The 26,160-nt window shown below is 37.9% G+C and carries 24 protein-coding genes and 1 pseudogene; 14 read left to right on the top strand and 11 right to left on the bottom strand.

Annotation, left to right across the window (positions count from 1 at the left end; genetic code table 11):
• Position 1: 1 nt before the first annotated feature.
• On the top strand, positions 2–1,060 hold the full coding sequence (locus ACTBZY_RS18160) for a dipeptidase (protein ID WP_463047779.1): 1,059 nt from the start codon (positions 2–4) through the stop codon (positions 1,058–1,060).
• 56 nt (positions 1,061–1,116) lie between these two features.
• On the opposite strand, the gene ACTBZY_RS18155 is transcribed toward ACTBZY_RS18160, so the two are convergent.
• The 3 genes from ACTBZY_RS18155 to ACTBZY_RS18145 all read right to left on the bottom strand — a co-directional run bounded on the left by ACTBZY_RS18155 (position 1,117) and on the right by ACTBZY_RS18145 (position 4,155).
• Positions 1,117–2,316 (bottom strand): argininosuccinate synthase, encoded by a 1,200-nt coding sequence (locus ACTBZY_RS18155; RefSeq protein WP_463047778.1) that lies wholly within the window; start codon positions 2,314–2,316, stop codon positions 1,117–1,119.
• 89 nt (positions 2,317–2,405) lie between these two features.
• Positions 2,406–3,485, bottom strand: coding sequence for an LptF/LptG family permease (locus ACTBZY_RS18150; RefSeq protein WP_463047777.1), 1,080 nt, complete (start codon positions 3,483–3,485; stop codon positions 2,406–2,408).
• Between the two features lie 4 nt (positions 3,486–3,489).
• Positions 3,490–4,155, bottom strand: coding sequence for a metal-dependent transcriptional regulator (locus ACTBZY_RS18145; RefSeq protein WP_463047775.1), 666 nt, complete (start codon positions 4,153–4,155; stop codon positions 3,490–3,492).
• Positions 4,156–4,278: 123 nt separating this feature from the next.
• Between ACTBZY_RS18145 and ACTBZY_RS18140 the strand changes: the two genes are divergently transcribed.
• A complete protein-coding gene (locus ACTBZY_RS18140) occupies positions 4,279–4,674 on the top strand; it encodes a hypothetical protein (protein ID WP_463047774.1) in 396 nt (131 codons plus the stop codon).
• A gap of 75 nt (positions 4,675–4,749) precedes the next feature.
• Positions 4,750–5,460, top strand: coding sequence for an LOG family protein (locus ACTBZY_RS18135; RefSeq protein WP_463047773.1), 711 nt, complete (start codon positions 4,750–4,752; stop codon positions 5,458–5,460).
• Between the two features lie 76 nt (positions 5,461–5,536).
• Here ACTBZY_RS18135 and ACTBZY_RS18130 read toward each other — a convergent pair whose 3' ends face one another.
• The gene (locus ACTBZY_RS18130; protein WP_463047772.1) at positions 5,537–6,400 is read right to left on the bottom strand and encodes a carbon-nitrogen hydrolase; all 864 of its coding nucleotides are present in this window, start codon (positions 6,398–6,400) and stop codon (positions 5,537–5,539) included.
• 95 nt (positions 6,401–6,495) lie between these two features.
• Between ACTBZY_RS18130 and ACTBZY_RS18125 the strand changes: the two genes are divergently transcribed.
• Entirely contained in the window at positions 6,496–6,933 is a 438-nt protein-coding gene (locus ACTBZY_RS18125; protein ID WP_463047771.1) for a GNAT family N-acetyltransferase, read from the top strand.
• A 131-nt stretch (positions 6,934–7,064) separates the two neighbouring features.
• Here ACTBZY_RS18125 and ACTBZY_RS18120 read toward each other — a convergent pair whose 3' ends face one another.
• On the bottom strand, positions 7,065–7,850 hold the full coding sequence (locus ACTBZY_RS18120) for a hypothetical protein (protein ID WP_463047770.1): 786 nt from the start codon (positions 7,848–7,850) through the stop codon (positions 7,065–7,067).
• A gap of 752 nt (positions 7,851–8,602) precedes the next feature.
• Between ACTBZY_RS18120 and ACTBZY_RS18115 the strand changes: the two genes are divergently transcribed.
• A complete protein-coding gene (locus tag ACTBZY_RS18115) occupies positions 8,603–10,651 on the top strand; it encodes a KAP family P-loop NTPase fold protein (RefSeq protein WP_463047769.1) in 2,049 nt (682 codons plus the stop codon).
• Here the strand turns inward: ACTBZY_RS18115 and ACTBZY_RS18110 are convergent.
• Positions 10,641–11,710, bottom strand: a pseudogene (locus ACTBZY_RS18110) (Ldh family oxidoreductase). The gene ACTBZY_RS18115 and the pseudogene ACTBZY_RS18110 sit on opposite strands and share 11 nt — an antisense overlap.
• A 166-nt stretch (positions 11,711–11,876) precedes the next feature.
• Between ACTBZY_RS18110 and ACTBZY_RS18105 the strand changes: the two are divergent.
• From ACTBZY_RS18105 to ACTBZY_RS18085, 5 genes are all read left to right on the top strand, one after another.
• Positions 11,877–13,442 (top strand): DUF4139 domain-containing protein, encoded by a 1,566-nt coding sequence (locus ACTBZY_RS18105; protein WP_463047768.1) that lies wholly within the window; start codon positions 11,877–11,879, stop codon positions 13,440–13,442.
• Positions 13,443–13,445: 3 nt separating this feature from the next.
• Complete coding sequence (locus ACTBZY_RS18100) at positions 13,446–14,042, top strand: DUF502 domain-containing protein (RefSeq protein ID WP_463047767.1); 597 nt, start codon at positions 13,446–13,448, stop codon at positions 14,040–14,042.
• A 12-nt stretch (positions 14,043–14,054) separates the two neighbouring features.
• Positions 14,055–14,636 carry a hypothetical protein gene (locus tag ACTBZY_RS18095; protein WP_463047766.1) on the top strand — a complete coding sequence of 194 codons (582 nt, stop codon included), beginning with the start codon at positions 14,055–14,057 and terminating at the stop codon, positions 14,634–14,636.
• Positions 14,637–14,724: 88 nt separating this feature from the next.
• Complete coding sequence (locus ACTBZY_RS18090) at positions 14,725–15,963, top strand: 3-phosphoshikimate 1-carboxyvinyltransferase (RefSeq protein ID WP_463047765.1); 1,239 nt, start codon at positions 14,725–14,727, stop codon at positions 15,961–15,963.
• Between the two features lie 94 nt (positions 15,964–16,057).
• Positions 16,058–17,545 carry an FMN-binding glutamate synthase family protein gene (locus ACTBZY_RS18085; protein WP_463047764.1) on the top strand — a complete coding sequence of 496 codons (1,488 nt, stop codon included), beginning with the start codon at positions 16,058–16,060 and terminating at the stop codon, positions 17,543–17,545.
• Here ACTBZY_RS18085 and ACTBZY_RS18080 read toward each other — a convergent pair.
• The 5 genes from ACTBZY_RS18080 to ACTBZY_RS18060 form a co-directional block, all read right to left on the bottom strand.
• Positions 17,535–17,948 (bottom strand): type II toxin-antitoxin system VapC family toxin, encoded by a 414-nt coding sequence (locus ACTBZY_RS18080; protein WP_463047763.1) that lies wholly within the window; start codon positions 17,946–17,948, stop codon positions 17,535–17,537. The two genes, ACTBZY_RS18085 and ACTBZY_RS18080, sit on opposite strands and share 11 nt — an antisense overlap.
• Complete coding sequence (locus ACTBZY_RS18075) at positions 17,948–18,205, bottom strand: DUF6364 family protein (protein WP_463047762.1); 258 nt, start codon at positions 18,203–18,205, stop codon at positions 17,948–17,950. The genes ACTBZY_RS18080 and ACTBZY_RS18075 overlap by 1 nt, the downstream gene beginning before the upstream one ends.
• A 105-nt stretch (positions 18,206–18,310) precedes the next feature.
• Complete coding sequence (locus ACTBZY_RS18070; RefSeq protein WP_463047761.1) at positions 18,311–19,192, bottom strand: bifunctional 5,10-methylenetetrahydrofolate dehydrogenase/5,10-methenyltetrahydrofolate cyclohydrolase; 882 nt, start codon at positions 19,190–19,192, stop codon at positions 18,311–18,313.
• A 95-nt stretch (positions 19,193–19,287) separates the two neighbouring features.
• Complete coding sequence (locus tag ACTBZY_RS18065) at positions 19,288–19,791, bottom strand: uridine kinase family protein (protein WP_463047760.1); 504 nt, start codon at positions 19,789–19,791, stop codon at positions 19,288–19,290.
• Positions 19,792–19,865: 74 nt separating this feature from the next.
• On the bottom strand, positions 19,866–21,413 hold the full coding sequence (locus tag ACTBZY_RS18060) for a helicase HerA-like domain-containing protein (RefSeq protein ID WP_463047759.1): 1,548 nt from the start codon (positions 21,411–21,413) through the stop codon (positions 19,866–19,868).
• A 320-nt stretch (positions 21,414–21,733) separates the two neighbouring features.
• Between ACTBZY_RS18060 and ACTBZY_RS18055 the strand changes: the two genes are divergently transcribed.
• From ACTBZY_RS18055 to ACTBZY_RS18040, 4 genes are all read left to right on the top strand, one after another.
• Positions 21,734–22,708, top strand: coding sequence for a succinylglutamate desuccinylase/aspartoacylase family protein (locus ACTBZY_RS18055; protein WP_463047758.1), 975 nt, complete (start codon positions 21,734–21,736; stop codon positions 22,706–22,708).
• A gap of 84 nt (positions 22,709–22,792) precedes the next feature.
• Positions 22,793–22,987, top strand: a complete 195-nt coding sequence (gene rpsU / locus ACTBZY_RS18050; protein ID WP_341228352.1) for a 30S ribosomal protein S21 — start codon at positions 22,793–22,795, stop codon at positions 22,985–22,987.
• 89 nt (positions 22,988–23,076) lie between these two features.
• Entirely contained in the window at positions 23,077–23,958 is an 882-nt protein-coding gene (locus tag ACTBZY_RS18045) for a tyrosine-type recombinase/integrase (RefSeq protein WP_463047757.1), read from the top strand.
• An 83-nt stretch (positions 23,959–24,041) separates the two neighbouring features.
• Entirely contained in the window at positions 24,042–26,033 is a 1,992-nt protein-coding gene (locus tag ACTBZY_RS18040; protein ID WP_463047756.1) for a M1 family metallopeptidase, read from the top strand.
• The last annotated feature ends 127 nt before the right edge of the window (positions 26,034–26,160 follow it).

The following is a 26,160-nucleotide window of genomic DNA, read 5'->3' as shown; positions in this document are numbered from 1 at the left end:
TATGTTTATTTTTGACGCCCATCTAGATTTATCCATGAACGCCATGGAATGGAACAGAGATTTACGATTGCCGCTTACCGAGCTTAAAGCCAGAGAGTATGGCATGACGGATAAGCCAGATCGTGGTAAAGCAACGGTTTCTTTTCCAGAAATGCATCATGGAGAAATAGGCCTCTGTGTAGGTACATTGATCGCCAGATATGTAAAGCCTGACTCTCAAATACCAGGCTGGCATAGTCAAGAGCAAGCATGGTCTCAGGTGCAAGGGCAGCTGGCGTGGTATAAAACCATGGAAAAAACGGGTCATCTGAAATCCATTTTGAACCAAAAAGACCTTATTGAACATATTCTACATTGGAAGCAAGGCAAAACACCTATTGGTTACGTTCTTTCTTTAGAAGGAGCTGATTCTATTATTGATTTAGAACATTTAGAAAAACTTCATTCACAAGGTTTGAGGGCCATTGGTCTTTCACATTACGGCCCAGGTGTGCATGCGTTTGGAACCGATTCGGAAGGAGACCTTCCTCAAAAAGGGAAAGATCTTCTAAAGAAAATAGAAGAACTAGGAATTATCTTGGATGTAACTCATCTATCCGATAAGTGCTTCTATCAAGCTTTAGATATTTTTAATGGTCCAGTATGGGCGAGTCATCATTTATGCAGAAGCTTAAGCCCACATAACCGTCAGTTAAGTGACGAGATGATTGGTCTGCTTTTAGAAAGAGATGCCGTTATCGGTATGGCTTTGGACGCTTGGATGGTGGTACCGGGATGGATTCGTGGCCAAAGCACCCCCGAAAGCATGGGTGTCAACATTGATAGTATTATTAACCATGTGCATCACATTGCAGAATTGGCTGGAAGCACTAAAAACATCATGATAGGCTCTGACCTAGATGGTGCTTTTGGAACAGAACAAACGCCCATAGAAATTCAAAGCATCGCCAATCTTCAGGATTTTATTCCATCTTTAACAAAAAGAGGTTTTACCGAAAGTGATATTGAAGGTATTATGTGGCAAAATGGTGTCCAATTTTTAAAAAAGAACTTGAAATAAAAAGAGCGAAGTGTTTTAAAACACCTCGCTCCTTTCAAACATGAAATTCGCAGAAACTATTTCTTATTTGCCCTTTCTTTTACCGTTTCGTAAATCATCACTTGGTTAGATGCAATCTTAGAGAAACCTCTCACGTCGTCTCCAGACCATGCATTATTCATTTCGCCATAGCTGCCAAATACGTCAGACATTAAATCGTAATCCGATTTAATTCCTAGTAACTCAAATCTATATGGAGCGAGCTTAACACGCACATCACCCGTTACATGAGCTTGAGTGGACTCAAAAAACGCTTCCATATCTCTCATGACTGGGTCGTTAAACTGGCCTTCATGCAATTGCATACCGTACCATTCTGCCAAGTTTTGTTTCCAATACTGTTGCCATTTGGTCAATACATGCTTCTCTAAAAGGTGGTGAGCTTTTATGGTGATTAATGGAGCTGCCGCTTCAAAACCTACTCTACCTTTAATTCCGATAATGGTATCTCCCACGTGGGTATCTCTTCCTATTCCGTAAGGCGTTGCCAAAAGATGTAATTTTCTAATCGCGTCTACTGGATTTTCAAAAGTCTCTCCATCCACACCTTTCAGTTCCCCTTTAACAAAACTTATCTTAATCTCTTTCTCTCCAGACTCCGTTCTTGGATTTGGGAAGGCACTTTCTGGTAAATTATCGTAAGAGTTTAAGGTTTCTTTCCCTCCTACTGAAGTACCCCAAAGACCTTGATTGATAGAATAAGTAGACTTGTGCCACTCTCTCACTACGCCCTTAGACTTTAAGAAATCTATTTCCGCTTCACGCGAAAGTTTCATATCTCTGATTGGCGTGATAATTTCCGCATTAGGAACAATAGTCCTGAATGCCATATCAAACCTTACTTGGTCGTTTCCTGCACCTGTGCTACCATGAGCTATGGCTGTGGCATTAATACTTCTGGCATACTCTGCTACCGCAACCGCTTGAAAAATACGCTCAGCACTCACAGAAAGCGGATACGTATTGTTTTTAAGTACGTTTCCAAAAACTAAATACTTGATACAGTCTTGATAGTATTTATCTGCTACGCGTGAAGTATGATGGCTTTTTACGCCCAATTCATACGCTTTCTTTTCAATATCGGCAATCTCCTCGTCCGAAAAGCCACCGGTGTCAACCAGCACGGAATGCACCTCCATACCTTTTTCTTCACCTAAGTATTTTACACAAAACGAGGTATCTAATCCTCCGCTATAAGCCAGTACTACTTTTTTCATTGATCTTTATTTTCCTTAAACGTGCCGCAAAAATAGGGATAAATCCCAGTTTTAGTTTAGAATAAATGCCTCAAAACTTTCTTATGACTTTATTTTGGGACTGTAAAATACATTACGAAAGCGATAAACCCGAAAACTAAATTGGGCAACCAAACCGCTAAAATGGGTGCCATGTTTCCAGATTCTGCTATACCTTTTGACATGATATAAAATAAAATGTAAACAAATGCAAGAACAAAACCGATGGCTATCTGGAAGCCCACACCCCCTCTCCGTTTTCTGGCGGAAACGATTAAACCCATCAGAGATAATATAATAACCGCAAAAGGCGTAGCAAAACGCTGGTAAAGTTCTATTTGAAAAGGTTCTATGCCCTCCGAACCACGACTTTCTAATAAGGCTATTTGAGCTTTTAAGTCATGAATGGTGAACGTTTCGTGAATGCTGTGATTGCTCTCGAAGTCTTTTGGATACATGCTTATGGTGGAGTCTGTAAACTGTCTTTCCACCAAAATTTTGTCTTTCATGATTCCCAATTCTCTAATTTTGTAATCATAAATTCGCCACTTCTCTAGGGTGTCCACCCACATGGCTCTTCTAGCAGACAGTTTTTCTATCAATTCATCATCTTCAAACTTTTCAATGGTAAAATCGAAGGCTGTTTTTGATTGGTTATTATAACTAGAAAAATAAACGTAAGTCTCTGGAGCCACGGTCATGTGAAAATCTCTATCAGAGAAAAAAAAGCGTTCTTTGATAAATTGATTTTCAAAATCTATTCGCTTAGCATTGGCTTTAGGTAAAACCCAACCCATCATTAAAAAAGAAAAAATACCTACAATGAGAGCACCTATTCCATAGGGAATCATTAACCTTCTAAAACTAACACCACTGGTAAGAATAGCTACAATTTCGGTATGGGCAGCTAGTTTGGCCGTAAAAAACACCGTGGAAATGAAAATCATTAAAGGGCTAATATAGTTTGCCCAATACGGTGCTAAGTTTAAATAATAGACCAATAATATGTCCTTAGAAGTGGCACCGCTTTGCACAAAATCATCATTATGATCTGCATAATCTATCACCAAAACGATCAATACAATGATTAGCACAGAAAACATATAGGTGCTTAAGAACTTCTTAATCAGATATTTATCTATTATATTCAATAATTTACGACTTAATTATGACTTGAATATTATTTGAAACCTCCGCACTAATTCGGACTATTCTATCTCCATCAACATTTAACTCAAGCGATTTATCAAAATCACTCTTTTCAATGACTTGAATTTTCAAGCCCAACTTCAAGCCCAATTTATCAAGGTGCTGTAAAAAATGAGCAGAGTCTTCAGAAACTCCCATTATTACTAAATTTTCATAGCTATCTACTTCAGACAACTTCATACTTTGAGACTGAGGCAAATTGCCTTCCTCATCGGGAATGGGGTCACCGTGAGGGTCAAACTTTGGATGGCCTAAAAAGTTATCAAGTCTGTCTGTTAATTCTTTTGATTTTATATGTTCTAGCTGCTCAGCCAAATCATGGATTTCATCCCATTTAAAACCCAGCTTTTCTACTAAAAACACCTCCCAAAGCCTGTGCTTCCTAATAATTCTAAGGGCTATTTGCTTCCCAGAATCTGTAAGATTTACCCCTTGATATTTCTTGTAATTTATATATTGCTTCTCTGCAAGCTTTTTAAGCATATCCGTAACAGAAGCAGCTCTAGTTTGTGTTGCCTCTGCTAGTTCATTAGTACTAACATCTTCACCATTTTTCTCCACAGATAAATGATAAATAGCCTTTAAATAATTTTCTTCGGTAAACGAAGCCATAATCTACTTTAAAATTCTGAGCACAAAACTAATCCAAATATGAGTGATAGAAAATGGATTGACCTTAATTCGCATAATTTAACCTACACTCAAAACGTTTTAAGTCATTAAACATTCAAACCTATGAAAAAGTATTTCGGTCTATTTATATTTATAACCGCATGTACCAGCAGTAAAAGTGTGGAACCCGGTCTGGAAATTAAAATCGCCGAACAAAACACTTATGAGTTCAATATTGCTTCAGAAAACAGCTCTATTAAAGTGTCAAAAATAGAAGACAGTAGATGTCCGGAAGACGTAGTCTGTATATGGGCTGGAGAGGCTGTTGTTACTTTCGATTTTAAAATCAACCAAAAAACTTTTAGCAATCAGCAACTGTGTCTTCAATGCGACCCAAAATCTGGTATACCGGAAGAAATTATCCTTGAAAATCAAAACATAAAACTGGTGGCTGTAAGTCCCTACCCAAATGCACAGAATTCACAAAGCGATAAGATTGCCACTTTTAAAGTGAATTAAAATGCTGTTAAAACAGTTATAAACTACCCAGAAAGGGTAAATTCACAAAAAACGCATTAGCATTAAACCACAAGAATGAAAAAATCAGAAATTAAGTTTTTAGAAGGTCCTAAGTCTAGGTGGTCTGAGTTTAAAATGGCCATTGAAGTTTTTAGAGAGTTCATAAAGGGATTCAGAAACCTTCATTTCATTGGACCTGCCGTAACGGTTTTTGGCTCAGCAAGATTTAAGGAAGACAACGAACACTATATTAAAGCGAGACAACTGGCCGGAGAAATAGCCAAAACGGGTTTCACCATTTTGACTGGAGGCGGCCCTGGTATTATGGAAGCGGCGAACCGAGGAGCAAAAGACGTAGGCGGAAAATCTGTAGGTATTAACATTATTCTTCCGCACGAACAGTTCCCAAACCCTTATTTAGATAAATGGGTAGACTTGGAATACTTTTTTGTTAGGAAAACACTTCTTATAAAATACTCTTACGCTTTCGTTATTTGTCCTGGAGGCTTTGGGACTTTAGACGAATTCTTTGAGGCAATGACCTTAATTCAGACGGGTAAAATAAAGCAATTTCCTATCGTCATATTTGGAAAAGACTTTCACCAACATATTGAAATGCATGTGCAAAAAATGATTGAAGAAAAAACCATTTCTGCTGACGATGAAGACTTGTTTTTAATCACCGACGATGTCGCTGAGGCCGTAGAACATATTAAAAAATATACGATTATTCCTTTTGCTTTAAAGTATACGCCGAGTCCAATTTTCGGTGAGCGTTCCTTATAGCAAAAAGGAGCATCTGTGAAAATCAGGTGCTCCTTTTTCATAAATATCTTGGTTTTAGAGGAATATATTCCTTGGTTTAATCAATATACCTTTTGGTTATTGGCTCATAGCTATCTATGCGTCTATCTCTAAAATATGGCCATGTGGTACGGTAATATTCTGTTATTTCGGAGTCTATTTCCTGAACATGCACTTCCTCTTTATCATGAGAGGCTAGATAAAGCAGTCTCCCATGTGGATTTGCTACAAAAGAGCCCCCCCAAAATTGCTGTTCGGCCTCCTGCCCTACTCTATTTACTGAAACTACATGCACGCCGTTTGCTATAGCGTGGCTTCTTTGAATAGTTTGCCAAGCTTCATATTGTTCTTTATTGATAACCTCACTTTTTTCGGTGGTATCCCAGCCTATTGCCGTAGGGTAAAACAAAATCTCAGCACCCATAAGTGAAGTTATTCTAGCAGCCTCTGGATACCATTGGTCCCAACAAATTAACACGCCAATTCTACCAAATTTGGTATCCCAAACTTTATATCCTAAATCGCCTGGAGTGAAATAGTATTTCTCATAATATCCCGGGTCATCAGGAATATGCATTTTTCGGTATTTGCCCAGATAAGCTCCATCAGCATCTATAACTGCTGTGGTATTATGATAAAGGCCTTTGGCTCTTTTTTCAAAAAGCGAAGCTATGATTACAATATTTAGTTCCTTAGCTAAGTCCTGGAAACGCTCCGTTGTAGGCCCCGGTATCGCTTCCGCCAGATTGAAATTCTCAGGCCTTTCTACATCGCAAAAATACAGTGAGGTAAAAAGCTCTTGAAGACAAACAATATTAGCACCTTTTACAGCGGCTTCTCTTGTTTTCTCTATTGCTTTTTGAATATTTGTTTCCACATCAGAAACACAACTCATCTGCACCAATCCTACATTTACCTTCATTTCTGCTTTTTATAAAAGATTTAAACAAAAGACGTAAGACTTCTTTGAAAATTGAAATCATACTGAAACTTTTGTCACTAGACATAAAGAACCAAATGGAAAAGCTAAAAATTCAAATCATCAATTTTGAAAGTCCGTTTTACAAAAAGGAATTGGAGTTACGCGACGAAGTTCTTCGAAAACCGCTGGGTCTTAAGATCGAAAATGATGACTTAAGTGATGAAGTAAATCAAATTCATTTTGTTGCCATTTTAGATAATGATGTAGTGGGTGTGGTGGTTTTGAAAATAGAAAGCCACATTGGTAAACTCCGTCAAATGGCCGTGGACCCAGAAATTCAAGGAAAACAAATCGGCAAAAAACTGGTAACCGCTTTAGAAGCTTACGCCAAAGAGAATGGACTGAAAGAGATAAAACTACATGCCCGCCATTATGCTGCTGGTTTTTACGACAAACTGGGGTATTTAAAAACAAGTAAACCGCTATTTCAAGAAGTGGGGATAGACCATTATGAAATGATTAAGATTATCTAAAGTAAGAAAAGCCGAATTGCATGATCTTGGCTCAAAAGGACGCCAAAAAAAATGATTCTTTGGTCGTTTTGCTAGGGGCATTCCCTTACTTCTACAACTGGCTCCTATGGAGCTGACTTAAGGTTTGATTTTTAATCACAATCTTCCAAAGTATAGTTTGTGGTATTAGTGAAACTAGAACCTCCGCTAACTGTTACCAAATAGCTTTCTAGATAACCATTTGAGTTTACCTTAGATTCAGAAACCACTCCCGTAGTAAACAGCTCGACACCGCCATTATTATCAGGATAGTAGGTTTCTATAATGGTGCCATCACCACCCAAAACGCTTTTAAATGGGGTTTCAGAAAACAAGTCAAAAGGCATCCCAGCCGAGGTAATTAGGCTCTCTGGCGATTTCAATAAGTTGACTGGTTTCACTATTTTTCTAAGGGTTAAATCGCCATTCACAGCGAACTCTTCCGTTTTAATCAGAGAACCTTCCGAATTATATTCAAACGTCGTGTATGGGGTTCTTGTCGCTCCCTCATAATTATAGGTAAACTTTGTTAACTGACCCTTTGCGTCATATTCCAATTCATTAAAGCCATCATATCCATCACTATATAGATAATCAACTCTTGAAATCTTATTACCAGAATAGGTATAGCTCTCATCAATAATGGCCACCCCATCTCTTTTCCAGGCCGTGGCGGTAAGCTTTCCTGAGCCATCATAAATAAGATTAACGTTATAGACATATCCTGAAAGGAAATAAGTAACCGTTTTAATTAGGTCGCCGTCATACTCAAAAGCAAGCCTTTTGGTTGATGATAATGTGGCTTGGCTAATTTTACAATTATCCTTTTCAGCTTCTACCTCTGTTTTACTACAGGCAATGCTCAAAAAGACGAAGGAGATAAGGAGTATTTTTTTCATGACTTATTTTTTTTAGCCAAATTATCACCTCTCTCTCCTTCTTTTATTCAAAAAATCAACAAGCCGTTACCCAAGACAGATAACTGGTACAGGTTTCTATTTTGTGGATTGTATTAAATCTATAAAAATCAACCTATCGGCAGAAATTATACACATTCGAGTGATCAAAATCTGTGAAGCCTTTCTTTGAAAGAAACTAGTTCTAAAGATTTTGACATGATAAAAAGAAATTGAAATTACCTTGTTAGATTTACTCTATGAAGCCCAAAAATTCACACCCCTTAAAAACACTTATTATCAACGGTATTCTTGTAATATCGGTACTCTCATTAAAACTTCCTTTAGAACAAATTCTCAATAAAATCTTAGTTAACCCTATTCTTAGCAACTTAAGAACTTCGTTTTTAACTGATATTCTAATACTTGCTCTTTTTGTACTAATGATTTATGTCGTGGTCAAATCGACTACGAAACCCTCTGTCTCAACTCTTGCCTTCGTATCCTCAATCAGCACTATCTATATATTTTATAGACTAAATATTAAGATTGACAATTTCTATAACTATGATAGTTACAACCTTTACTCATTTGAGAGTCTAAAATGGTTAAGGTATACTGACATAATTTGGGGAATATCATTAATCCTTTTCCCCAAATATTTTATTAAACACAAACCCAATCTTAGGAATCAAGATGAAGATTCTCTCTTCCTTCAAGACATACCAATTTCTTCAGAAGAAGACGATGAGTTAATGTTTAGAAATTATGTTGAAGAGCTATCAAAAAGAATTAATTCAACATCGTTCAAAGAAGCCTTTGCTATTGCTATCAATGCCCAATGGGGAATGGGTAAAACTTCTTTCCTCAATCTTTTAGGAAAAGAGCTTAAAAAAAGTGACTCCAATAGAATCATGAAATTCGACCCTTGGAAAAGCACAAATTCACACTCCATTTCCAAAGATTTTTTTGCTCTACTAGAAGAAGAAATTGATTCGTTTGAATTAAAAATAAAGTCTAGATTACGAGAGTATTCTGACAAATTAGAAGGTAAGGATAACGGACTTTTAGGGTATTTAAATAGAGTACTATTTTCAGAAATACTTACAAAAAAGAGCAAAACGGACATTTACAAACAGATAAAAGACTACTTCTCGACCTCCGAGAAAAAGTTTATAGTATTTATAGATGATATCGACAGATTAGATTCAGACGAAATTTTAGAAATATTAAGGCTTGTTAGAAACACAGCGAACTTCCCTAACATCAGCTACATATTGGCATACGATAGAGAATATGTAATGAAGGCTATAAAAAGTAAGTCTATTGCAAATCCAGAAACTTACTTAGAAAAAATCATCCAACTTGAAATTCCACTACCCTCCTACACTCAGAACCTATTAAGTGAATACTTTAAAGATGTCTTTATTAATAAGTTTGGAGAAACTACTCTAAAAGAAAACGGCGTTGACTCCTTATTCCTTTACCATAAATGGCTACAAAATATAAGGGACATCAACCGATTTATAAACGCTTTAGAGCTTAACTATGCAAGGCTTAAGGAAGAGGTGGATTTTACAGATTATTTTAGATTAGAGCTTCTTAGGTTTAAATATCCTTCTGTTCATCGCCAACTATTTATAAGGCAATATGATTTCCTAGATTCAAAAAGCGAATACGATCAAAGATTAGTCTTTAAGTTTCAAGAACAAAAAGAATTCCAAAACGAATTGAGTTCGATTAAAACATTTAAATATTTCCTCTTAAAGAAAGCTGAATATCTTTCTTTAGGGACTTCAGAAATAAATGAAATTGTAAATTTAACAGATACCATTTTCCCTACAAATTCACCCAGGTATGAGCTAAGTGAAGATAAAATCCTTGCTAACTATCCAAACAAATTCAACCGATATTTCACCTATCAATTACAAGACAAAGAGTTGTCCAATTCAGAATTTAAACGAAACTTCCAAAAAGATTTACCTCAACTTTTTAGTTATCTGGAGCAGTCTGTGAGTAATGGTCTTGAGCTAGCTCTAGCTGAGAGATTAAGCATCCGTCCTAGTTTAGAATCAAGAGAAGACTTTGAAAAATATATCCTCGCAATGCTTCATTTTTCCAGGCAAAAATCCAACTACCGGTCTTACAATATCGGCAACCTAGTTCAATTCAATAGCTCATCTATTATAACTGAATTATTAAACTGGGAAAACAGTAAAGTGGTTAAGTATTACAATGGTTCAACAAGTCAATACAAAGAATTCTTGATTAAAACGTTGTCAAAAAGTGAATTTCCACATATTGCAGAAATGGAGCTAGTTTCCACGTTTCTAAATCAAGGAAGGGAAAAGCTTTTCATTCCTTTAGAATACGAAGAATTGATTAGTATCAACCTAAAACACTTTGAAAACTATTGTTCAGAAACGCAAAAAATGAACTCGGAAATTTGGCAGATATATAAATTCACTTGGTCAAGTGAACCAAGTGTAGAAGCATTACCAAATGATAACAAATTTATACTTTCAGAAGCTTCATCAATTTTGAGAGCATTTATTCTTGAGAAAGATTTTGAAGGTTTTCTTAAGTCCACGGTTTTCAATTCTCTTCGTTCTGAAACATATCACATTGACAAATTGGCTTTCCAAATTATTGAACCACAAGAAATTAGCCAATTACTTAGTAGGCCAAGAACAGAGTTCATGAACATATTTAAAAAGTTCTTCCAACAATATGAAAAGAATGAATTCAACCCCGTGCCGTCACCCGAGCTAGCTAACTATTTTAAACGACACCCTAAAACTTAATCCCAAACCTCTTCCCTAATTCCTCTAAGCTCTCTACCACTTTATCATTCAGTGGCAATCCTGTTTGAAGGCGTTCTGCTCTGAAGTTACGCTCTTGGTCTCCAGGAATTTGGACTGTTTCCCCATCTATAGCAGGTGCTGATCGGAATCTGTTTATCCAAATATCCATGTGCTCTTTAAAATCTGATGCTGGTCTGAAACCATCAATACGCATGGCTCCTAAAAAGTGACCTGTCCCCTTTCCTACTTGCTCAGCAGCTACTCCGTGAAAACCTGCCGTAGCAAATGGCGGCACCCAAGGCCCAAAATTTGCTCCTGAAAGTACGCCAGAAAAAATATCAACTATAGAACCCAAACCGTATCCTTTATGGCTTCCGTGTTCTCTATCGCCGCCTAAAGGCAACAAACCTCCACCCTCTTTTACGGCGTTATTATTATCCGTTGCATTGCCATCGGCATCTTGAACCCAACCCATAGGTGCAGGCTTACCTTGCCTTTGAAGAATCTCCATTTTACCGTATGCTACGGCTGTTGATGCAAAATCAGCTAAAAATGCGGGTTGCTTATTGGCCGGTATGGCCACAGAAATAGGATTGGTACCTAAAAGCTTTTCTTTTGAAAAAGTAGGAACTACCAGCGGAGCAGCATTGGTCATGGCCCAGCCTATCATGTCTTTTTCTAAAGCCAAAGAAGAGTGATAACCCGCAATACCAAAATGATTTGAGTTTTGAACCGATACCCAGCCACTACCTACATTTTCCGCCTTTTCTTTAGCCACTTTCATTGCAAATGGGGCTACTACTAAGCCCAAACCTCTATCTCCATCCACAGTGGCGGTAGAAGGTGTTTCGTGGATAATCTTAATATCTGGTGTCGTATTAAGTCTTCCGTGGTCGTAAAGTCTCACATAACCCGCCAGCCTAGCCACACCATGTGAGTCTACTCCGCTTAGGTCTGCAGAAATTGTACGTCAGCCGCTAGCTTGGCGTCTTCTTCTGAACAGCCAATGGCCATGAATATATTTTCGGTAAACTTCTGTATCTCTTTATGGTCAAACATTTCTTCGTAAGGTAAAATTGTACTGCGAAATTATCAATTCTGAATTCTAGCTAATGCTAAAATTGAAAAAAAAGCGTTTTTAGAACCAATTGCACATTAATTCGATTTAGATCTTACAGAGAATTGCAATAGAATTCGTATATTTTAATTATTCTATCAACTAATTATGAAAATCTTAAACACACTCCTACTTCTTCTTTTCGTGAATTTTGTCATGGCTCAGGATATTCAGAGCAAAGCACAAATAGAACACATTACGGTTTTCCAAAACAGGGCACAAATTGCGTCAAACGTAACCGCAAATCTTAAAAGCGGTGTTTCTAAAATCATCATTTCCGATCTGGCCTCAACTATTGACAATAATACCATTCAAGTAGGAGGAAAAGGGGATTTTGTTTTACTGGCGGTCAACTTTGAAAAAGATTTTATTTCCAAAAAAGTAATCATGCTTCAAGATTCTCTGGAAATGATTACGGCAAATATTGACCAAATAGACATGCAATTGGATGTCAATAAGCGGGAAACAGAAATGGTTATGGACAACACCAAAATCAAAAGCGATACAGACGACCTGCTTTCTTCCGATTTAGAGGAAATGAGTGCTTATTTCAGGAAAAAACTAACCGAATTAGGAACTCAGAAATTGACTTTAAATAAGAAAAAGAAAGTATTAGAAACACAAAAAAGTGGCATTGAAAATCAATTAAAAACAGACCCATCAAGAAACTTGCCTTTGGGTAAAATAATATTGACGGTTAAGGCCAATAACGCCACCACAGCAAGGTTAAGTTTAAAATATTTGGTTTATGGGACAGGTTGGAACCCAAATTATGACATCAGGGTAGCCAACACCGAAAGCCCTGTAAACATCAAATACAAAGCAGAAGTATATCAAAATACAGGAGTAAGTTGGGACAATGTGAAACTCAGCCTTTCCACAGCTCAGGTAAACCGAAGCTCCGTAAAACCAGAAATATATCCTCAATACCTAAATTTCTATGAAAACAGACCGCCCGCAGCTGCCAGAGCTGGTGCTCTAATGAAATCGGCGTCGCCTATGGAATCTATGGCAGATGTAGGCATAGATATGGTAACCGCTGCAAACTATGCTGAACTAGTTGAAAACCAATTAAATGCACAGTTTGACATCAGCCTACCATACACTATTAAATCTGGAAAAGCGGAAACTGTCGAAATTCAAGACCTTAACCTAGATGCCAAATACACGACTTACGTAGTACCAAAGTTTGATGAAAATGGATTTCTAGTAGCCGAAGTAAAAGACTGGGAAAAATATAAGCTGCTTCCTGCATCCGCAAATGTATATTTTGAAGATACTTTTGTGGGACAATCTTATATAAAGCAAGCTGGAGTGGAAGATATTCTTAAAATTAGTCTGGGTAGAGATGAGAGAATTCAGGTAAAGCGAGAAGAAATAAAGGATTATAAATCGACCAGAACGTTAGGGTCTAATGTAAGACAAAGCTTAGGGTTTGAAATCACTGTTAAAAACGAAAAAAAAGAAGCTGTTAATGTGATAGTGGAAGACCAACTTCCAGTTTCTCAAAACTCCGACATAGAAGTGGAAACGGAAGAATTAAGCGGTGGTGTGTTAGATGCGAAAACAGGAAAAATCAAATGGTCGGAATCAATTCCTGCCGCTCAGAGCAAAAAAATATTACTTAAGTACACCGTAAAATATCCAAAAGACAAAAGGGTGACAAACCTTTAATTTATGCAAAGAATTCTCAAATCGTTAGTTAACTATTTCATGAGAGGGCTTCTGTTTGTAGCCCCAGTTGGTTTTACCCTGGTATTATTATACAGTGCCTTTGATTTTGTAGACAGTCTAGCGAGAATACGTTTTGCGGCGGATAATCCAAGCCAGGAATATGTTATTCCTGGCTTGGGTTTTTTAATTGTGATTGGTGGCACAGCCCTAACGGGTTTTGTTTTCACCCGATTGCTGCCTAGCACCATTCAAAATTGGATAGAAAATGGCATTAAAAACCTTCCACTGGTTAGGATTTTTTATTCCGCTTTTAAAGACTTGATATCCGCTTTTGTTGGCGACAAAAAGAAGTTTAAACATCCGGTTTTGGTAACATTAAATAAGGAAAACAGTGTAAACAAGCTAGGATTTCTAACCCAAGAGAGCTTAGAAGAGATTGGAGAAAAAGACATGGTTTCTGTCTACTGCCCACATAGTTACGCCATTTCTGGCGACATGTTTATTGTACCGAAAACAAGTATAAAACTGGTTGATTTGTCCAGTGCCGAAGCCATGAAAATAATAGTCTCTGGTGGAGTATCTTTCTCAGACAAAAACTAGGTGCTCAGATATATGAATAAAAATATCCCTCTCCTTTTAGCATTATTCCTATTCACTGCTAATCTCATGGCTCAAGACCCTCACATGAGAGACCCAAAGTCTGTGGAAGAAATTCTTAGGAAGAATAATCCAGAAGAATTTGAAGCGATGCAAAATGGGGAGAAATATCTGGTGATAGAAAAAATAGGCTCAACCAAAAGGAAGAAAATCTATATGGACGAGCAAATATCTATAGGGACTGATGATATGTTATTTTTAGGCGAATTAACTCGACTAACAGACAGTACACTATCCATGACTTATTTTGATAATACGATGCAACGTTATCAAATTAGGATGTTCTATCTGAAAGACATTGACTTTATGCATAAAAGAATTGTTGGAAAAGGATTGAACTACAAATTCTCACCAATTTTCTTTCTTCCACTACTTTTTGAATGGGTTTATTTCAAAAGAAAGCCATGGGAAAACATCAACACCATTTACTATATGGTGGGCATAGAAGCCGGTAGGATATTGTTATCTAACAGACAAAAACTGTTTAATAAATACAAATTCAACGAAAAAAGAAGACTACGCGTCTTTCAATATTAAATTCCACTCAATATCTAAATGGTTAATTGAACATATTTTGGTCATAGCTTTTATCTTTGCCATTCAAAAATTTCAAAAGGCAAATTAGATGGAAAGCATTCTTCTCAAAAAAAACACGCATAGTTATCAAGGAAAAATACCTCTGGCATCTTCAAAATCTGAAAGTAACAGGGCTTTAATTATCAATGCACTTTGTGGATTTAAAGGAAACTTAGAGAACCTTGCTTCTGCCAGAGACACGCAGACCATGATTCGCCTTCTTAAAGAAGATTCGGATACTGCAGATGTTTTAGACGCTGGAACTACCATGCGGTTTTTAACGGCTTATTTTGCTTCAAAAGGCCAGAAAAAACGATTAACAGGAACTCCTAGAATGCAAGAAAGGCCTATCGGTATTCTTGTGGATGCTCTTCGCAGCATAGGTGTTGAAATAGATTATCTAAAGAAAGATGGCTATCCTCCACATACCATTAGCGGATTTGAATATCAAATAGCAGACTCTGTAAATATCCGAGGAGATGTAAGCAGCCAATATATTTCTGCTCTTTTAATGATTGCTCCTACTTTACCAAAGGGTTTGACCATTAACCTGACTGGGGAAATAGGTTCAATTCCGTATATCACCATGACCATACAGCTCATGGAATCTTTTGGAGTAAAAGTAGCCGCCAACTGGAAAGCTAAAACACTCGCTGTGACACCACAGCGTTATAATCCTATCAGTTATAGCATAGAATCTGACTGGTCTGGAGCTAGCTACTGGTACAGCGTGGTGGCTTTATCGCAGTTTGAGGATACCAAAATAGAACTATTAGGACTAAAGGAGAACTCCCTTCAAGGTGACAGTGCTATAGTGGAAATCATGAAATCTTTGGGCGTAGAAAGTACTTTTACTGAGCAGGGGGTTTTATTGACTAAAATCCCTGTTGCAGAGCGTCTTGAATGGGATTTTGCAAACTGCCCTGACTTAACCCAAACTGTGGCCGTGATATGTGCTGCAAAAAACATTCCAGCCCAATACACGGGAATTGAGAGTTTAAAAATTAAAGAAACAGACCGCGTTTTAGCCCTTCAAAACGAACTTAAAAAGATTGGTGGAGATTTAGTGGAAATAGAAACCAACCACCTTTACGAAGTAAAAGGAAACGCTAATATTACTGCGATAACCGAGCCTCCGATTTTCCAAACCTATGAAGACCACAGAATGGCGATGGCCTTTGCTCCATTGGCGATGTTAATTGATGTGGTTATTGAAGAGCCTGATGTGGTGGTGAAATCTTATCCAGAATATTGGCAGCATTTGAGCGAAGTTATTGAACAGCAATAATCTTAACGCGTTAAATTCCTTCGGATGAATAAGCTCGTTTCTGCAAAGAGACGAGCTTTTTTAATAGCTTTGTGGCACCAAACTTCTAATCTCAATGAACTTCATCACATCACTACCTTGGTGGGTATACCTGGTTTTAATTATTGTCACCATTATTCTTAGAGACATTGTTCAAAAAAGGCATACCATTGTCCATAACTTCCCTTTAATAGGACATATCAGATACCTTTTAGAAAGCATTGGGCCAGAGCTGAGGCAGTATATTGTAGCCAATAATAGAGAAGAATTACCTTTTAATCGCCGTCAGAGAGCATGGGTCTATGCATCTTCTAAAAAGGAAAACCATTATCAGGGTTTTGGCACTGACCAGGATATTCATGAGGCAGGTTATATTTTCATCAAACCAGCTTTAATGCCCTTAAAAACAGACCCATACGAAAGTTTTGATAAACCTTGCCCAGCTGCAAAAATCATAGGAAGCCACAGAGATAAACCTTACAGGCCAAAATCTATCATAAATATCTCTGCCATGAGTTATGGATCTCTTTCTGCCGCAGCAGTTTCCGCATTAAACCAAGGTGCAAAACAGTTTGGCTGCTATCATAACACAGGCGAGGGAGGACTTTCTCCGTACCATAAATTTGGCTCAGATATTTGCTTTCATTTTGGTACAGGATATTTTGGAGTGAGAGACCATGATGGCAATTTCAATATTGAAAAGATGGAGGAATTGGTTAAAAACAACCCCAACATTAAGATGATAGAGGTAAAACTATCTCAAGGAGCAAAGCCGGGTAAAGGGGGGGTGCTTCCTGGTTCAAAAATCACAAAAGAAATAGCAGAAATAAGGCATGTAAAAATAGGAGAAGCAGTGCTTTCTCCGGCATCGCATAGTGCATTTAGTAATATACCTGAACTGGTAGATTTCATTGAAACTATTGCCAAACATACAGGATTACCAGTAGGGATAAAGGCTGCTGTAGGAAAGCTAGAAATGTGGGAGGAGTTAGCTGTTTTAATGAAAGACACGGGCTATGGCCCAGACTTTATTACCATAGATGGTGGCGAGGGCGGTACTGGAGCGGCTCCTCCATCATTTGCTGACCATGTAGCATTACCTTGGGTTTATGGGTTCTCCTCTGTTTACAAGGTTTTTCAGCGATACGGACTAACGCAAAGAATCACATTTATAGGCTCCGGTAAATTAGGCATGCCAGATAGTGCCATTATGGCCTTAGCTATGGGTGCAGACCTTATCAATGTAGCTCGTGAGGCACTTATTTCTATCGGCTGCATTCAAGCACAAACCTGCCATACCAACAGATGCCCAACGGGAATTGCGACCAATAATAAATGGTTAGAGTCAGGTCTTGATCCTGCCTTAAAGAGTGTACGTTTTGCGAACTACATGAAGAACCTTACAAAGGAAATTATGGAAATAAGCCATGCTTGTGGTTACGAACATCCAAGCCAATTTAACATGGACGACATTGATATTTCCATGGGCGATAATGCTCACACGGCTCCCCTTAGGTTGGCGTATGGCTACCAGAAAGATGAGGTGGTGATGGCTAAGGATTGAGTTTCAGGAATTCGGAGGGGCTATAAACAGGTATATCGCTAGTTTTAAAATCATTTAAATCTCTGGTGATTATAGCTCCTATATTATCAATTGTTGCTGCGGAAAAATGCTGAAGAGCATCTTCCAAATCATTAAAGTCAGAATATAGGGCTTGTTTTGCCAAATCAGAATTAGATGAGGTTATTTTTATAAAGCCGAGCAAGGCCTTTAGATTAGAAATGGATTGTTCCTTTTCGACAATTTTAGAGCTTATGTAATGAATATTAGCAAGGCTAATCAAATTTATAAACCCTGTATGCTCTCCTTTTTCACATTTCCCTAATAAAACGGATGAAGCATCATAAAAAGGGTGCCTCAAATGAAAAACATCTAGAATTACATTTATGTCTATAAAAATATTCATCAAAGAAACTTTTCTTGAAGTGCCTCCCAGAGTATATCATCATCTGTTTTCCCCTCAGGCATAGGTACGCATCCGCTCAATGATTTCACCAAGGGAGGTAACTCTTTCACTCCCTCCTCTCCTTTCTCCCTCAAGACAGTTTTTAAATAATTTTCAAACATGTTAGACAAACTTCTACCGGTTTTCTTAGAATAAGCTTTCGCCTCTTCTATTATACGAGCATCTTTTATTGTCAATGTAAGTTTAGTGCTACTCATTTTGAAATGATTTTATATCTAAAGCTAGAACAAAAAAAGAACACGTGCAAGTTCCTTGGAATTTACACGTGTTGTTAAGTAAAATATTAAGTTGCAAAAAATCACCTACCCATAAATCTCTCCTCTTGAGGCCAAAAGCGTATTATACATCAATGAAGCTACGGTCATCAGCCCAACGCCTCCTGGTACTGGCGTAATGAAACTTGCTATCTCGGCTACTTCGTCAAATTTCACGTCACCTTTCAGAGCAAATCCGCTTTTCTTGCTGGCGTCTTTTACTCTGGTTAATCCTACATCTATCACCACCGCACCTGGTTTTACCATGTCCGCGGTTATAAATTCTGGGCGACCAAGAGCCACTACTAAAATGTCGGCTTGTAATGTGATTTCTTTAAGGTTCTGAGTTCTGCTATGTGTTAAAGTAACCGTACAGTTTCCAGGGTAAGCATTTCTTTGCATCAAAATACTCATAGGCAGTCCCACTATTTGGCTTCTTCCTACCACCACACAGTGCTTTCCCGAAGTTTCAATATCATAACGCTTCATAAGCTCCAAAACACCATAAGGTGTAGCAGAAACATAAGCAGGAAGCCCTTTAGCCATACGGCCAATATTTATCGGATGAAAGCCATCTACATCCTTTTTAGGGTCTATGGCCTCAATAATTCTATCCACATTAATATGGTCTGGCAAAGGCAGCTGCACGATAAAACCATTAATATCTTCGTCCTTATTTAACTCGTCAATAATAGCCAAAACCTGCTCTTCCGTGGCACTGGCGTCTCTTCTTATGAGCGTAGACTTAAATCCTATCTGCTCACAAGATTTAATTTTACTGGCCACATAAGACTCACTGGCTCCATTGTCACCTATCAAAACTGCAGCAAGATGCGGTACGCTACCTCCCTCCGCTATAATTTTGTCAACCTCTATTTTGAGTTCTTCTTTTACTTGAGCTGAAATAAGTTTACCGTCTATTATGGTCATTGCTATTGTTTTAGTTTGAGAGTTACAAAGATACTGGGATGAAATAAACTAGAGGAAATATGTGTAAAGAAAAACGAAGTATGTTTATTAAAGACTCATTTTAAGTACTTCCTTACCTTTTCCATATCAAACTCGTCTTCTCCAGACACGGTGATGTAATCGCCTTTTATGACCTTTTCATTTCCATATTTCAGAAAAGACTTCCAAATGTGGTCTACAAACCATGTGGGAATATAACCCCACCTATTATCTGCTACCTTTCGGATAAAAAAGCTACGTTTAGAGATTTTCACAAAGAGCCTTTTATCGTACAGGTTGTTGAGCTTGTCGTCATAAAAAGCAAATAGCCCGTCTACAATGACCACATCAAACCTATTATTGAATTCTGCCACTAACTCAAACATCAAATCGTGATCTATAGAACTTGGCGACTCCCAGTCTGTTTTATCCCTCACTTTAGGAATTTCAGTTTCTGGAAAAACAAAGTCATCCTGATGGAAAATAATAGCCTTTTTTCCATTCTTTCTAAAGTAAGTCACCAGCAGATTTGCCAATGTACTTTTCCCTGAGCGGCTAACACCACCAATTCCTATCAGCATATTACCTTGTGTAGTTGAATATATTCAAAGTGAAACCTCATCAGATAAGGTATCTCCTTTCCTATAAATACCTCTTAAAACCAATTCTTTTTTCTAGTACTCACACCCAAAGCCCCTAACAAAGTTCTAGTGATAAGATTAGCAGCTGTGCGGCCTACTTGCCTTGCAGCCGAGCTTCCTAAAATAGTCTCCATGGTAGATTTTTCTACCTTAGGTCTTCCTCTTCTAGCTGCTGGCTTTGCAGCCTCCTGCTCTTCCTCTTCCGCCATTTTTTCCATTTTGATACTCAATATCTCGTAGGCACTTTCTCTATCAATATCCTTATTGTATTTTTTTACCATTTTAGAGTTTTCGACGATATCATCAATCTCCTTATCGGTCAAAATATCCATTCGGCTACGTGGCGGACACATAAAAGTAACTGCCAACGGTGTTGGTCTACCTTTTTCATCTAAGGCCGTCACTAAGGCTTCGCCTATACCCATAGATGTCAGAATTTCTTCGGTATTAAAAAAGTTTGTCAATGGATAATTATCTGCTGCTTCCTTTATTTTCCTTCTATCAGAAGCGGTAAATGCTCTTAAGGCATGCTGAATTTTAAGACCAAGCTGACCCAAAACCGACGCTGGAACATCCTGAGGATTTTGCGTACAAAAGAAAATACCTACTCCTTTTGACCTTATAAGTTTTATAACGGTTTCTATTTGTTGAAGTAAGGCTTTAGAGGCTTCCTGAAAAACCAAATGAGCCTCATCTATAAATATGACCAACTTAGGTCTATCCTCATCTCCTGCTTCTGGCAATCCTGCATAAAGCTCCGCCAAAAGGCTCAACATAAAAGTGGAAAACAATTTTGGTCTATCCAACAGGTCCGTCACTCTTAAAATAGAGATAACACCTCTTCCTTTGTCATCCAAACGCATTAGGTCATCCACATCAAAGCTGGTTTCTCCAAAAAACTGGTCGGCTCCTTGTTGCTGAAGTTCAATAACCTTTCTCATGATAGTCCCTAAAGAAGTGGTCGACATTCTTCCATAGTCCTTTTCAAAGTCCTTTTTACCTTCATCTGTAAGATACTGAAGCACTTTGATGAAATCCTTTAAGTCTAAAAGGGCTAAGCCTTCATCGTCACAATATTTAAAAATAGCCGAAACGATGCCTTCTTGCGTATCATTTAATCCTAAAATTTTCCCAAGTAAAATTGGCCCAAACTCAGAAACTGTAGCCCTTAACCTGGCCCCCTTTTCATCACTAAGCGATAAGAGTTCTACGGGATACTCCGAAGGGATATAATCAATTCCTGCGGCATTTGTTCTTGCCAAAATAAAATCTTTAGCTTCTCCTTTCGCAGCCAAACCACTTAAATCTCCTTTAATGTCCATCAACAAGACAGGAATAGAATTATCACTTAAGCCTTCTGTTAATACCTGTAAACTTTTAGTTTTACCCGTACCCGTAGCACCAGCAATCAAGCCATGACGATTAAGTGTTTTAAGTGGTATTTTGATTCCGGTATTAGGAACGACTTCGTCATCTAATTTCGCCGCACCTAAAAGAATACTATCGCCTTTGAAAGTATAACCGCTATTAACGGAGTCTCTAAATTCTTCTATCTTACTCATTTAATTCTAGGGGTTTCTATATTTTACTTAAGCAAATTTAATTAAAACCATGTAGTTTTGGGGGTTCCATTTAATTAATTGCCCATTGGAAGACATTATCAAAAAACTTTCGCTTTTCACGATGGTTTTCACTTCGGTCTTAACGATCTTATTTTTTCTAATCGATTTAAACCTTTTTGGGACTGAAGTAAAAATCAATGGGCTGTATTACGTTTTTATGGGAGTTTTCTTCGCCTTGGCGTTATGGGCTTTTAGAAATAGAAAAAGATTGAAAGGTTTCTAATCATTTTAATTTCAACACACGTATCAAAAAGATTCCCTTGAAAATATTAGACACTGAAATACTCCCCGGCAGAACTGTCGTCAATATTGACATAGCCAAACTGCATACCAGAACAAGAATTGAAGTTCCCGTAATTATTGAAAGAGCAAAAAAGAACGGCCCAGTGCTCCTGTTGACGGCAGGAATTCATGGTGACGAGGTAAACGGTGTAGAAATAGTTCGTCAGCTCATTTCAAATAAATTCACTAAACCAAAATACGGCACTGTCATTTGTATCCCTATTATCAATGTATTTGGATTCTTAAATCTTACTAGAGAATTTCCAGATGGCAGAGATCTTAACCGTGTTTTCCCTGGCTCACCAAAGGGTTCTCTAGCATCTCGTTTTGCCCATTACATTCTGGAAGAAATAATTCCTCATGTAGATTATTGTATAGACTATCACACCGGAAGTGGGAATAGATTTAACTTTTCACAGATAAGAATAGACAGAACATTTCCCGGTTCTTTTGACCTGGCAAAAGTTTTTGGAACCAAATTCATTATTGATTCTCCCGTTTTAGATAAGTCCTTTAGAAAGTCTGCTTCACTTTTAGGCAAGAAAATTCTGCTTTTTGAAGGTGGCAAAAACCACCATTTAGATAAAACGGTTACGAATAGAGGTATAAAAGGAGCCTTAAAAATGATGCATCATTTAGGGATGAGAGATTTCTCTAAAGAGCTCTTAGAGTACCCAGAAGAACAAACTTCACAGATTTTAATCAAAAAATCTACTTGGATTAGGGCCAACCATTCTGGTATGTATAGAAGACGAGTGAGTATAGGTCAGAAGGTCATGAAAGGTGAAGTTATAGGAAGTATTTCTGACCCTTACGGGGATTTTGAAAAGAAGGTAAAAGCTACTTTTTCTGGCTATATTATATGCTCCAACCACTCTCCGATTGTAACCCAGGGAGACGCTCTGGTGCATATTAGCAAAGAACACGAGGAAATTCCTTTAAGGATTATTTAAAAAGTCTTTAGATATAAGCCTTTTATCTTAAAAGTAAACCCTTATATTTGCAGCCCGAAAGAAGAAAAAAAGGAGGTGTAAAGTATGCTACAAATAAAAGTTAAGGAGAACGAATCAGTAGAGAAAGCTTTAAAACGCTTTAAGAAGAAGTTTGAGCGTACCCGTGTTTTGCGTGAACTACGTAGTCGTAAGCAATTCACTAAGAAATCTGTTGATAGACGTTTTGAAGTACTTAAAGCTAAGTATATTCAAAAAACTTACGGCGGACAGGATGATTAATCCTTCGTTGTAGAGAATATTTTCGGCCATTTTTGAGTTAAATAAGTTATTGTACCGGTACATTTGTACCAATCAGTGCTTTCTCAGAAATGGTCGTTTCTTTTTTATCCTATCTTAAAAATGAAAAAAGGTTAAGCCCTCATACCCTCTTAGCCTATAAGAAAGATCTTATACAGTTCTCAGATTTCTTACTGGAGACTTTCGAAACAGACAAACCCTCAGAAGCTACTTTCAGAGAAATTAGAGCTTGGATAGTTTCACTTTCCAATCAAAAACTGGCCAATACAAGTATTAATAGAAAAATAGCAAGCATTAAAGCATTCTATTCCTTTTTACTTCGCAAGAAGAAAATTGTACAGAACCCTACCCTAAAGGTTCAATCCCTAAAAACACCTTCTAAACCTCCTGTATTTATTGCCGAAAGCGGCATGATTTCCTTATTTGACGATATGCAGTTTGAGAAAGGTTTCTCTGGAACACGAGACCAAATGATTTTCGAAATGCTTTATGGTGCAGGTATCCGACTTTCTGAACTTATACATTTATCCGAGAAAGACATAGACCTTTTTGATTCTAAAATTTCGGTATTGGGTAAAAGAAACAAATACCGCATTATTCCCCTTACGGCATCTTTAAGATTAAAAATCATCGATTATCTCGCTTTAAAAAAGACCACCTTTAACGAGGCAGAAGCCTTTCTATTTGTAACCAATAAAGGCAAAAAGCTTTATCCCGTTTTTGTCCAACGTTTGGTAAAAAGATATTTGAGTTTAGTCTCTACCCAAACCAAGAAAAGCCCTCATGTGCTGCGACATACTTTTGCCACACATCTACTCAATAAGGGGGCAGATTTAAATGCCATAAAAGAGCTTTTGGGACATTCCAGCTTGTCTGCAACCCAGATATACACTCATAATTCCATAGAAAAACTAAAAGACATCCACAAACAGGCTCATCCTAAAGCCGGATAATTCTGTTAATTTGCAACCAATTAGTGGGTTTAATGTCCTTTTAAAAGACAACATCAAAACAAAAAACCAATAAGTATTATTAAATGAAGAAGATTCTCGCAATTGCCACACTCATCTGTTTTGGATTTATAACAGATTCATTGGCACAACAAAAGTCGAATTACGACCACAAGGAGGCCTTTGATCCTCTTTTTTCTTATCGCCCAGGAACGGTTTACAGAAGCGGCACAGGAGCTCCTGGTCCTCAATACTGGCAAAACACTGCAGATTACCTTATCAACGTTGAGTTAGATGTGGTAAAAAACATGGTTAAAGGTAATGTAAGCATTACTTATACCAATAACAGTCCAGATTTACTTCCATTCCTATGGATCCAGTTAGATCAAAACCTTTTCAACGATGCCTCTAAAGGCGGACAAACTACGGCTCTTGAAGGTGGCAGACATGGCAATATGGGTTTTGAGGGTGGCTACAACATTTCTAATGTAACCGCTTCTAAACAAGTACCAATCAGCAAAAAGAGGACAACCACTTCTTCTACATATGCTTCACATATCATCTCTGATACTAGAATGCAAATCAGATTGAGTGAGCCATTAAGAACTGGGGAAAAAGTAGTAATTACGATGGATTATGATTTTGCTATACCGAGATATGGCTCAGACAGACTTGGTAAATACGAAGCTGCAGATGGCACTATTTACGAGATAGCTCAGTGGTACCCAAGGATGGCCGTTTATGATGATGTGGAAGGATGGAACATACTTCCTTATATAGGTGGCGGAGAGTTTTACTTAGAATATGGAGATTTTGAGTATAACATCACTGTTCCTGCAGATCATATTGTGGTGGGTTCTGGGGAGTTACTAAATCCTTCTGAAGTATTAACCAATACTCAAATAAGCAGATTAAAGGAAGCGGCCAAGTCAGACCAGACGGTAATGATTAGAACGGGAGCAGAAGTGAATGAAGCTTCAAGCAGACCCAAAAACGATGGTACTTTGACTTGGAAGTTCAGATGTAATCAAACGAGAGATATCGCTTGGTCTTCTTCCAAGAGCTTTGTTTGGGATGCAGCCAGAATAAACTTACCAAGCGGTAAAACGGCATTAGCCCAGTCTGTATACCCTGCGGAAGTAGGTGGAGATGATAAATGGGGCCGTTCTACGGAATATGTGAAAGCAAGTATTGAGTTCTATTCAAACTATATCTATGAGTACTCTTACCCTGTAGCTACTAATGTAGCGGGTGTGGTTTCTGGAATGGAATATCCTGGTATCGTTTTTTGTGGTGCTGGAGACGGAGGAGCTTCTCTTTGGGGAGTGACAGACCATGAGTTTGGTCACAACTGGTTCCCTATGATAGTGGGTTCTAACGAGCGTAAATATGCCTGGATGGACGAAGGGTTCAACACCTTCATTAACGGTTTATCTAGCAAAGCTTTCAACGATGGTGAGTTTTATTCTCCATTAAACAGACGCCAATATGCCCCTTACATGTTCGGTAGAGATGCCATTCTAATGACTCCAGAAGTTATCCAATCCAACAACTTTGGTTTAGCCGCTTATTTTAAACCGGGTTTAGGTTTAGATCTATTAAGAGAATTGGTTTTAGGTGAAGATAGGTTTGACTATGCCTTTAAAGAATATGTCAACAGATGGGCCTTCAAACACCCTACACCATTCGATTTCTTTGAAACAATGGAAGATGCCGCTGGAGAAGACCTTGGATGGTTTTGGAAAGGTTGGATAGCGGAAGACTGGAAGATTGATCAGTCTGTGGATGATGTAATGTACATTGACCAACTTCCATCCAATGGAAGTATCATCACCATTTCTACCAAAGAAAAGCTTCCTATGCCGGCAGTCATAGAAATAAAGGAGGCAAATGGAAAGACCAACAGAGTAGAACTTCCAGTTGAAATTTGGCAGCGAGGCTCTGAGTGGAAATTCAGATACCCATCGACATCCCCTATTATGTCGGTAACGATAGATCCTGATGAAAGGCTTCCAGATGTAAATGGGAAAAATAATATATGGCAACCTAAAAGATATGAAATGCCAGAGGCCAATTAATCATCCTGCTCTGTAAAACAAAAGGCTCAATAACATGACATTGTCATAATTATTGAGCCTTTTAAATGAAGTTCTTACTTAATAGCTGCCGCCGGCACCACCACCACCAAAACTACCTCCACCAAAG

Source organism: Arcticibacterium sp., assembly GCF_055134445.1.
This window is presented reverse-complemented; position numbering and strand designations above follow the sequence as displayed.